Annotated in this window: 7 protein-coding genes; all 7 read left to right on the forward strand. The window is 47.0% G+C overall.

Annotated elements, in window-relative coordinates; genetic code table 11:
* Positions 1-126 precede the first annotated feature (126 nt).
* On the forward strand, positions 127-2,505 hold the full coding sequence (locus tag BP97_RS0130535; RefSeq protein WP_036746853.1) for a helix-turn-helix domain-containing protein: 2,379 nt from the start codon (positions 127-129) through the stop codon (positions 2,503-2,505).
* 213 nt (positions 2,506-2,718) lie between these two features.
* Positions 2,719-4,362 (forward strand): type 2 periplasmic-binding domain-containing protein, encoded by a 1,644-nt coding sequence (locus BP97_RS0130540; protein WP_028552499.1) that lies wholly within the window; start codon positions 2,719-2,721, stop codon positions 4,360-4,362.
* Between the two features lie 142 nt (positions 4,363-4,504).
* On the forward strand, positions 4,505-5,455 hold the full coding sequence (locus BP97_RS0130545; RefSeq protein WP_036746854.1) for an ABC transporter permease: 951 nt from the start codon (positions 4,505-4,507) through the stop codon (positions 5,453-5,455).
* Between the two features lie 12 nt (positions 5,456-5,467).
* Positions 5,468-6,349 (forward strand): carbohydrate ABC transporter permease, encoded by an 882-nt coding sequence (locus BP97_RS0130550; RefSeq protein WP_028552501.1) that lies wholly within the window; start codon positions 5,468-5,470, stop codon positions 6,347-6,349.
* A 217-nt stretch (positions 6,350-6,566) separates the two neighbouring features.
* A complete protein-coding gene (locus BP97_RS37995) occupies positions 6,567-7,547 on the forward strand; it encodes an S-layer homology domain-containing protein (protein ID WP_081824442.1) in 981 nt (326 codons plus the stop codon).
* 166 nt (positions 7,548-7,713) lie between these two features.
* Positions 7,714-8,508 carry an alpha/beta fold hydrolase gene (locus BP97_RS0130560; protein WP_028552502.1) on the forward strand — a complete coding sequence of 265 codons (795 nt, stop codon included), beginning with the start codon at positions 7,714-7,716 and terminating at the stop codon, positions 8,506-8,508.
* 349 nt (positions 8,509-8,857) lie between these two features.
* Positions 8,858-9,649: oligosaccharide flippase family protein (locus BP97_RS0130565; RefSeq protein ID WP_028552503.1), on the forward strand; the 792-nt coding region annotated here is incomplete at its 3' end.

The following is a 9,649-nucleotide window of genomic DNA, read 5'->3' on the forward strand; positions in this document are numbered from 1 at the left end:
GATAAGCTGCAAAGCACAGAATTTAATATATGCCTGCCGATATGCCCTTTGTACTATGTATTGTTAGTAGATAGATGTCAGATTACAATGTGTTTTCTGCTAATCTCTCAAGGGAGGGATCCATTGATGTTTTGGAGAACGATTCGGTTTAGACGCCGCAGTGTCGTGCTGACATGGCTGCTTTCCTATATGGCTGTGCTGCTGCTGCCTGTCCTTATTAGTATTATTGTGTATCAATCGTCAAGCAAGACATTAGAAAGTGAAATCCACCAGGCTAACGATGCGCTGCTGAAGCAGGTTCGGGAGATCATGGACAACCAATTTCAATCGATGGAGCGGTTGAGCTTTGAAATGACGTGGAACGTGAAGGTGCAGGATTTGCTGTACTCCAACAAATATCGGTTACCGAACGATCAGCGGTACGACATGTTTCAGGTTACGCAGGATTTGAAGCTGTATAAATCATCGTACCCATCCATAGATTACTTCTATATTTATTATGCTGCCGACGATATTCTGCTGCTTCCTACGTTTACAAGAGAAATGGGACTCGGCTACGAGCTGATGCATAAGGGCGGAGATTTAACGTATGACCAGTGGACCCGAATTTTGCAGCAAAAAAACTATAAAGGCTTTATTCCGATGCATTGGCTTGGGGAAGACGGGAAATTGAGGAAAGCGGTTGCATACGTGAGCGCTTATGCGACGGACCCGGGAGAACAGCCGATCGGAGCCAATGTCATTCTGCTGGATCAAGCGCGCATTTTGGGTGCAATTGCGAACATGCAATTTTACCGTGAAGGTCAGGTGCTCATTCTCAATAAGGATAATCAGGTGCTTGTGTCCAGCACGAACGATACGCTGCCTGATAAATTCCCTTACTCGCAGCTGGAAGGCAATTCAGGACTTTTTTATTTCAACAATAAAGACGGAGAGAAGATGGAAGGGTTCTATATCCATTCCGCCCGGTCCGAATTGAAATATGTCTCGATAGTTCCTAGCAAGCTGTATTGGAAAAAGGCGGAGCAGGTCCGCAACCTGACTTATATGAGCGTCCTGATCAGTTTGCTCGGCGGTATTCTGCTGACTTATTTCTTCTTGCGCAAAAATTATGTGCCCGTTCGTCAGCTCATGCAAGTCTTTGCAGGGAAAAGCGGAGTGTCCATGAGTGAAGGAGGCAATGAGTTTCATTTTATAGAGCAGTCGATACAAAATACTTTGCGGGAAATGGATAAGTTCAAATCACAGATGAGGCAGCAGCATCAAGTGCTGAAATCGAACTTTATTGTGAAGCTGTTGAAAGGGAAGCTGGATAGTCAGGTGCCTATCGACGAGGCTTTAACCACCTACCATATGCAGCCGCTGTCGGGCAGTTTCGCGGTTATGCTTCTGTATGTCAAGGAAAGAGGGCCGTTCTTCGAACGCATTCAAGGTATGGAAACCGGAGATAAGCATATGCTTCTGCAGTTTATTATTTCGAATGTAGTGGAGGAGCTGGCCAACCGGGAGCATCGCGGGTATGTAGTGGAAATCGATGAGACTTTCGCCTGCCTGATTAATTTTAATTCTAAGGATGAAGAAGGCCGATTGGAGCAGCTGCTTCAGATTGCCGGCGAGGCACAGGCTTTTTTACTGGACAGATACCAGATTCAACTGACTTTATCCATCAGCGGTGTTCATGCTTCTATTGACGGGATATCTCAAGCCTATTCCGAGGCGCTTGATGCGATGGAATATAAGCTGGTGATGGGAAGCAACGACATTCTGGCTTACCCTATGATTCGCAAAGAGACGGAGCAGGACAATCATACTGGTTATTATTATCCACTATCGGTGGAGCAGCAGTGGATGAACGCCATGAAAATTGGTGATCTGGATCGGGCCAAGCAGACTCTGGAGGACATTATCGATCGCAATTTCAACCGTCAGCCTGCACTCTCGATTCCACTTGCCAAGTGTCTTATGTTTAATATGGCCAGCACGATGATCAAGACGACACATGAAATCGGCGATGGTCAAGGTCCTTTCTTAAGAAACTATCCGTTATCGATTGAGCGGTTGTTAAGCTGCGAAACTGTAAAGGAAATGCAGGTCGAGCTTATCGGCATGCTGGAGAAGGTATGTAAGTACACCTCGGACAAACGTCAGCAAAATATTGTTCAAGCTCGCCAGGAAGCCCTGAAAGGACTGGTCGATAGCGTAGTCTCTTTTATTGAGGAGCATTATCATGATGTGAATCTGAACATCTCCATGATAGGCGAGCATATGGACATGAAGCCGGCTTACGTATCCAAACTGTTCAAGGATCAGACAGGCGGGGGCCTGCTGGATTACATTAACAAGGTGCGTATTGAAAAGGCCAAGACGATGATCGTCGAGCAAAAGCTAAGCATAAGCGACGTGGCGGGACTTGTTGGATTCAACGATCCGAATGCGTTTATCCGTACATTTAAGAAATATGAAGGCATCACTCCGGGTAAGTTTAAGGAAACTTGGAGCGCGTGAAGCTTGATTTGAAGCGGCCCTTGCAGCAAAATGTCTCGCGAGCGGTCGCTTTTTGGATAAATTGAAGATTGATTTGGTGTTTTTGCAGATCGCACAATCACTATTGATGATGAAAAATGAAAAATTGCATATATCTATTTGTAAGCGTTACCATTATGATCGGGTTAGGAGTTGCAACATATACCCTAATCGAAAAATGGGAGGTCACTAGCGATGAAAAAAAGAAGTAAAATCATCCCTATTGTAACGATCGCCACCATGATGAGCAGCTTGGCCGTAGCTTGTTCCAACCAATCTGCAGCACCCGCCGACAATAGTAAGGCACCGCAAGGAAGCACAAGCACTACAGCCCCAGCGACAGCAACGACATATCCGATTAAGACGGATAAAACGTTAACCTACTGGGCCGAAATTAACGGTAATACCGTAGGGATCAAGTCCGCATTAGGGGATATGCCATTCTTCCAAGAGTGGCAAAAGAAGACCGGCGTTCCGATGAAGTTCTCTTCTCCTGTCGTCAACCAGGCGAAGGAAGGCTTGAACGTTCTCCTGGCCTCAGGCGAGCTGCCGGATATGATTGAATACAACTGGCTGGATTTCCCCGGAGGACCGGAGAAGGCCATTAAAGACGGATATATATTGAAGTTAAATGATTTAATTGATAAAAATGCTCCGAATTTGAAGAAATATTTGAAGGAGCATCCGGAAGTCGACAAAATGGTCAAAACGGATAACGGCAACTATTTTGCCTTCCCATTCATTCGCGGCGATGAGTATTTGAAAGTGTTCCAAGGGCCGATCGTGCGTAAAGACTGGCTCGACGAGCTAGGGCTGCCGGTACCGACGACGATTGATGAATGGTATACCGTTCTGAAGGCGTTCAAAGAAAAGAAAGGCGCAGCCGCACCGCTATCCTTCTTCAGCGTCCCGCGTCCGCTTGAGCAGATCTACAATGGCGCATTTATTGGTGCTTATGGCATTAACCGATTGTTCTATACAGATAACGGTCAAATCAAATTCGGTCCTGCACAGCCAGAATACAAGGAGTTCTTGGCAACGTTCCGTAAATGGTACGCAGAAGGTCTTATCGATAAAAATATCGCGACGGTTGATAGCAAAACGTTAGATGCTAACCTGGCATCCAATGCGACCGGAGCAACGATCGGCAACACAGGCGGAGGTATCGGCAAATGGATGCCTATCCTGACAGCCAAAGATCCTAAGGCGAATCTGGTTGCCGCTCCATATCCGGTATTGAAAAAAGGAGATACAGCCCGTTTCGGTCAAAAAGACCCGGCCTTCGCTCCAGGCGGGATGGTCGCTATTACGGCGAATTCCAAAAACGCCGAGCTGGCCGCCAAGCTGCTGGACTACGGTTACAGTGACGAAGGGCATATGTTCTTCAACTTCGGTACCGAGGGCGTCAGCTACAAGATGGAAAACGGATATCCGAAGTATACGGACCTGCTGATGAAAAATCCGGATAAATTGGCTCCTTCCCAAGCGATGTCGCTTTACATTCGCGGTAACTATAACGGACCATTTGTCCAAGATAAACGCTACATTGAGCAGTACTTGACGATGCAGCAGCAAAAAGACGCCATCCCTGTATGGCAAAAAACCGATGTAGATAAATATGCGCTGCCACCAATTACGGCTACGCCTCAAGAAAGTACGGAGCTGGCTAAAATTATGACGGATGTCAACACTTTGGTGGACGAAATGACGCTCAAAATTATTCTTGGCACCGAGCCGCTTGAGAACTTCGATAAGTACATGGCGAAGCTGAAAACATTGAATTTGGATCGCGCCATCGAAATCGAGAAAGCTGCATTGGATCGTTATAACAAACGTTAAAACGTAATTCGCAGTAGGGCGGGGCTGCAAGAGTCCCTCCCTTCTCGCGAACCGTTCAGCTGATAACGGATGTATGCTTCCGACATGAAATGTTCAAGGGTAACGGACTTTGAGGAAGGAGGGGTATGATATGGCCAAGACGATGGCTGTACAAACGACAGAACCTGCTGCTGCGCGCCGCCCGAGCTGGTCTTCCCGGGTTGTCAAAGATTTTTTTCTCAATAAATACTTGTATTTGATGATGGTGCCCGTTATCGTCTACTACGCAATTTTCCATTATGCGCCGATGTACGGGGCCATCATTGCCTTTAAAGACTATACCCCGATGAAAGGCATTCTGGGCAGTCCTTGGGTCGGCCTGGACAATTTCAAAGATTTTTTCAGCAGCTATTATTTTTGGCGAATCTTGAAAAATACCGTTGTCATCAGCTTATATTCCTTATGCTTTGAGTTCCCGGCTCCTATCATTTTGGCTATTCTGATCAATGAAGTCCGCAATGCGGCATTCAAGCGGGTCGTACAGTCTATTACGTACATGCCTTATTTCATCTCGATGGTCGTTATTTGCGGAATGATCAAGGATTTCACGAACAGTGGGGGCATCATCAACACGATGTTTGCATTTTTCGGCGGAGACGGTCAGGCGATGCTGCAGAAGCCAGATATGTTCCGGGGCATTTATATCGTTTCGGAAATTTGGCAAAAGATCGGTTGGGAATCGATCATTTATATTGCGGCATTAATGAGTATCGATCAGGAGCAGTATGAGGCAGCACGGATGGACGGAGCCGGGCGCTGGAAGCAGATTTTGCATATTACACTGCCTGGCATTATGCCGACGATTACGATTTTGTTCATTCTTCGAATGGGGAATCTGCTGAACGTCGGGTTCGAGAAGATTATATTGCTTTACAATCCGGTTACTTACGACACAGCGGACGTTATTAATACTTTCGTTTACCGGAAAGGCTTGCTTGAGTTCGGTTGGAGCTATAGCGCGGCGGTCGGATTGTTCAATTCCGTCATTAATTTGATTCTATTGATCTCAGCGAACTGGATTAGCCGCAAGGTCAATGAGAACAGCTTATGGTGAGGAGGAACCGCTATGAAACGAGATAACGACATTTCGGAACGCATCTTTGATTGGATCATCCACATTGTACTGCTGCTGCTGGTTGTCATCGCGTTGTATCCTTTGCTGCATGTAGCGTTCTCGTCCATGAGTGATGCAAATCAAATTATTGCTCACCGAGGCATCTTGTGGAAACCGCTCGGCTTCAGCCTTGAAGCTTACAAAAGTGTATTCGACAATCCGGATATTTTGACAGGGTACGGCAATACACTGTTCATCGTCGTGGTCGGGGTCGTCATCAATTTGTTTGTTACAGCACTCGGTGCTTATGTACTTTCCCGTAAAAACGTAATGTGGAACAAAGTATTCATTTTCGTGATTATACTAACGATGTTTTTTAACGGCGGTATGATTCCGTTGTATCTGGTCGTTAAAAATGTTGGTCTGATGAACTCCCTGTGGGCGACTATTATTCCGTTTGCGGTGAACACTTTTAATCTGATTATTATGCGCACGGCGTTCATGTCCGTTCCGGATAGCTTGGAGGAATCGGCCAAGATAGATGGAGCGAATCATTTTACCATCTTGTTTAAAATTATTATCCCGCTCTCCATGCCGGTCATTGCCGTTATGATTCTGTATTATGCGGTGGAAAAATGGAACGGCTGGTTCTGGGCGTCAATATTCCTGAAGGATCGGGAGCTTTATCCGCTGCAGCTTATTCTCCGGGAAATATTGCTTGCCAACTCGACGGATAGTATGTCTTCCGGAGCCGCGGCAGCCGACAAGTTTCAAATTGGGGAAACAATCAAGTATGCGACCATCATGGTAGCCACGGTGCCGATCTTGTGCGTTTATCCATTCGTGCAAAAATACTTTGTCAAAGGCGTCATGGTGGGTGCTTTGAAGGGTTAAGGCAAAAGGCTTTGTCCAGAATGATCGGTTTTTTCTGAAGCAGATCGCACGTAAGTTCCTATCGGAATCGTTCCGATGTGGCTGTGCGGTCTTTTTGCCGTTTTTTTTATTTCTAGCAACCTTTTGCCAATAACATCCGTCTGAAGGGTAACTCCGGAGTTGAAGTAGGAAATAATAGATGTGGTCATAAGCGATATAAGGAAGGGTGGATATTATAATGAAAAAATTCGTTACTCTCGTTTCTGCGGCCGCTTTGCTGTGCAGCGTATCCGCTGGATCGGTGTATGCCTTTACAGACCTCGATTCGGCGGAACAAGAGCCGATAGCTGCGCTAAAAGATAGAGGGATTGTAAGCGGTGTGGACAGCCAGCACTTCGTTCCTCGCGGTCAGATCAGCTTCGCTCAAAGTGTCAGCATGCTTGTAAAGGGATTGAAGCTATCGACCGATCACGTCAAGTTTATTAAGAAGCCGGAAGCCTCCGACTATTTTACGAATGTTCCAAATGACGCCTGGTATGCTGAAGCGTTTATTATCGCTAAGGTGAACGGCCTGGATATTCCACAGGATGTAGATCCTAATGCTCCTATTACAAGGGAGAAGTATGCGAATCTTCTAAATGATGCAATGGATACCAAAGCCCAGCTGCCGCTTATTAAAATGGCGGTTATCCTTGCGGACGAGGATCAAGTGGATTTGAAATATAGAGTCGATATGCAGCGCATTTATTTGCTGAAGATCGCTAAGCTTGGCGAAGATCGCAAGGCGTATCCGAAGCAGGAAATGACCCGTGGTGAAGCTGCGACCTGGTTATACAACGGGATCAAATTAGTGGAAGCACATACCAACAAACCGAAGCCGCCTCAGCAAGCCGATATAACGGTTAACGTTGAGAAGGTGAACGACGATGTGAACAAAGTGATCCTGTCGCGTGAAATGCCGAATCCGGGCTACGGATTACGAATAACCGGGATTCGCTTCGAGTCAGATGACACTGCGGTTATTCAATATGAAGTCGTGAATCCGAAACCGGATATGATGTATCCGCAGGTCATAACCAATGTGAAGGTTGAGACCTATGTCGCTTCCAAGTACAAGCCGGTTGCGGAGACTGTAGGAGTATCCGTTCCAGGTTCGGACGGAACCACTGCCTCGTCAGAGAGCATAGCACCAGAAGCTGCTGCTGCGCCGGCTCAGTAAACTCCTTAGTCCTATCATAGTCTCAGACCATCACCTTATGCTCTATTGGTGTCCCTTGATGCCGATGTGGGGCATAGGGTGTTTTGTTTGGGATATGCTAAGGTGTGGTAAAATAAACCTGTAGAGGTTAGACACACTATGCGGTGAACGAGAGGAGCTGCTTATTATGGATAAACAATATGTGGAGCTGGACGGCTTCCGGATGGCCTATCAAGAGAAGGGACAAGGACAAGCGGTAGTGCTGCTGCATGGCTTTTGCGGAAGCTCGTCTTACTGGGACAAGCTGCTGCCGCTGCTGCCCGAGAGCAGCCGCTTTATCGTGCCTGATCAGCGGGGGCATGGAGATTCCGGTGCACCTGAGGGAGTATACTCGATGGAGACGATCGCGGAGGATATTGCCCAGTTGATTCAAAAGCTTGATCTCGGCAAGACTATCGTTCTGGGACATTCCTATGGAGGATATTCCACATTGGCGTTTGCTGAACATTACCCGGAGCTATTGGCCGGATATGGCTTGATACATTCGACCGCTTTTCCGGATAGCGAGGAAGGAAAGCAGGGGCGCTTGAAAAGCCAGGAGACAATCAAGGACAAAGGACTGCCGGTATTCATCGACGGCTTGATTCCAAAGCTCTTTGCACCGGCACATCTTCAATCGATGCCTGAAGTGGTTCAGGAAGCGATCCGTATCGGTAACGGGACGAGTCCTGAAGGGGCTATCAGCACCTTAGAGGGCATGCGGTTGCGGCCGGATCGCAATGTAGTGCTGGAGACGGCTCGCGTCCCTGTGCTGCTCGTTGCAGGCAAGCACGATCAAATCGTGCCTGTGGAGCGTACGTTCACGATTAGTGGAGAGCGGTTCACACAGTGCCTGATCGAGGACGCCGGTCATATGAGTATGGTGGAAGCGCCGCAAAAGTTGGCAGATGCCATCACCAGCTTTGTCGCCTCAGTGAAGTAAGATGTGGTATGAAATGAGCCACTCTATGGAGGGCTCATTGGAGTAGGATGAGAGTCGGTCTCTGATTACGCACTTAGGTGCGCGATAAGAGACCGACTTTTTTTGTGGTTTGAGGATGTTGGCGTCTTGGTATATGAATAACGCTGCAAACAGCCATCTAAGAATGTAGGTGGTTGTTTTTTTTCTTGCCATATTCGGTTTTATTATTATAATCAACTCATGAGAGCTGTTGTCCGACAACGCAGTGACGGATGAAATGGACTACAGCGAGTGACGTCGTACGGATAGAATCGCCTTTATATTGGAAACGAGCATGGCCCTACAACCAGAACATAAGAAGGTGCTTGTAATGCATAAGCTTAGGCTTAGTTTGAATTCTAATCAACGGTTTTTATTTCGAAATGTATCCATTATTGTACTTGGCTTATTTATTAACCAGCTCCTGCAAACAGTAGGGAGTATCGTACTCGCGCGCGTGTTGAACGATCCCAGTCAGTTCGGCGAAATTAATTTGCTTCTGCAAATATTCGGCATGGTTACCTTATTTCTTAATGTGGGCTTTAACGCAGCCTTGGTGTACGGCTTTTCTACCGACAGACAGGAAGCAATACAAAGCAAGTTCCGATTGGCGTTGGTCGGAAGTGTGTTATTCGGTATCCTCATCAGTATAATTCTGTGCGTCTTGTCGCCTCTTCTCGCGCATACGTACCAGCTGCCTTCTCTAAAGGGAGCACTGATCATAAGCTCCTTGATGCTGGTATTCAATTCGATAGTTAACATTGGGGTATCGTCATTTTCCGGAAACCGGGACTTTGGTACGCAGGCTTTCTTTATGGTAATTACGACCATTTTCTCGACGCTCGGGATGGTGCTCGGTGTTCTGTGGCCAATAGGACATAATTTGCTGTGGGGCGTAGCTTTCTGGATGGGCGTCGGTTCTGTGCTGACGGCTCTTTGTATTTGCTGGAAGGCGGAAAAGGTACACCGCCCCAAATGGCTGGGTACCATTTCAATACCTCAAATGCAGGAAATGTTGAAGTACGGCGTGCCTTTATGGGCGGGGAACATCGCCAAAGCGTTTCAGCAGCCTTTTCTCGTCATGGTCGTCGGGGCAAGCTCAGTTATTGCAGTAGGGCATTTG

Source organism: Paenibacillus sp. UNC451MF (assembly GCF_000686845.1).
In the GTDB taxonomy this organism is placed as follows: Bacteria; Bacillota; Bacilli; order Paenibacillales; family NBRC-103111; genus Paenibacillus_S.

What these genes read in the sequence shown, in the direction of transcription:
- BP97_RS0130550 (WP_028552501.1), top strand. Translation starts at nt 5,468, where the DNA reads ATGAAACGAGATAACGACATTTCGGAACGCATCTTTGATTGGATCATC.
- BP97_RS0130560 (WP_028552502.1), top strand. Translation starts at nt 7,714, where the DNA reads ATGGATAAACAATATGTGGAGCTGGACGGCTTCCGGATGGCCTATCAA.
- BP97_RS0130535 (WP_036746853.1), top strand. Translation starts at nt 127, where the DNA reads ATGTTTTGGAGAACGATTCGGTTTAGACGCCGCAGTGTCGTGCTGACA.
- BP97_RS0130540 (WP_028552499.1), top strand. Translation starts at nt 2,719, where the DNA reads ATGAAAAAAAGAAGTAAAATCATCCCTATTGTAACGATCGCCACCATG.
- BP97_RS37995 (WP_081824442.1), top strand. Translation starts at nt 6,567, where the DNA reads ATGAAAAAATTCGTTACTCTCGTTTCTGCGGCCGCTTTGCTGTGCAGC.
- BP97_RS0130545 (WP_036746854.1), top strand. Translation starts at nt 4,505, where the DNA reads ATGGCTGTACAAACGACAGAACCTGCTGCTGCGCGCCGCCCGAGCTGG.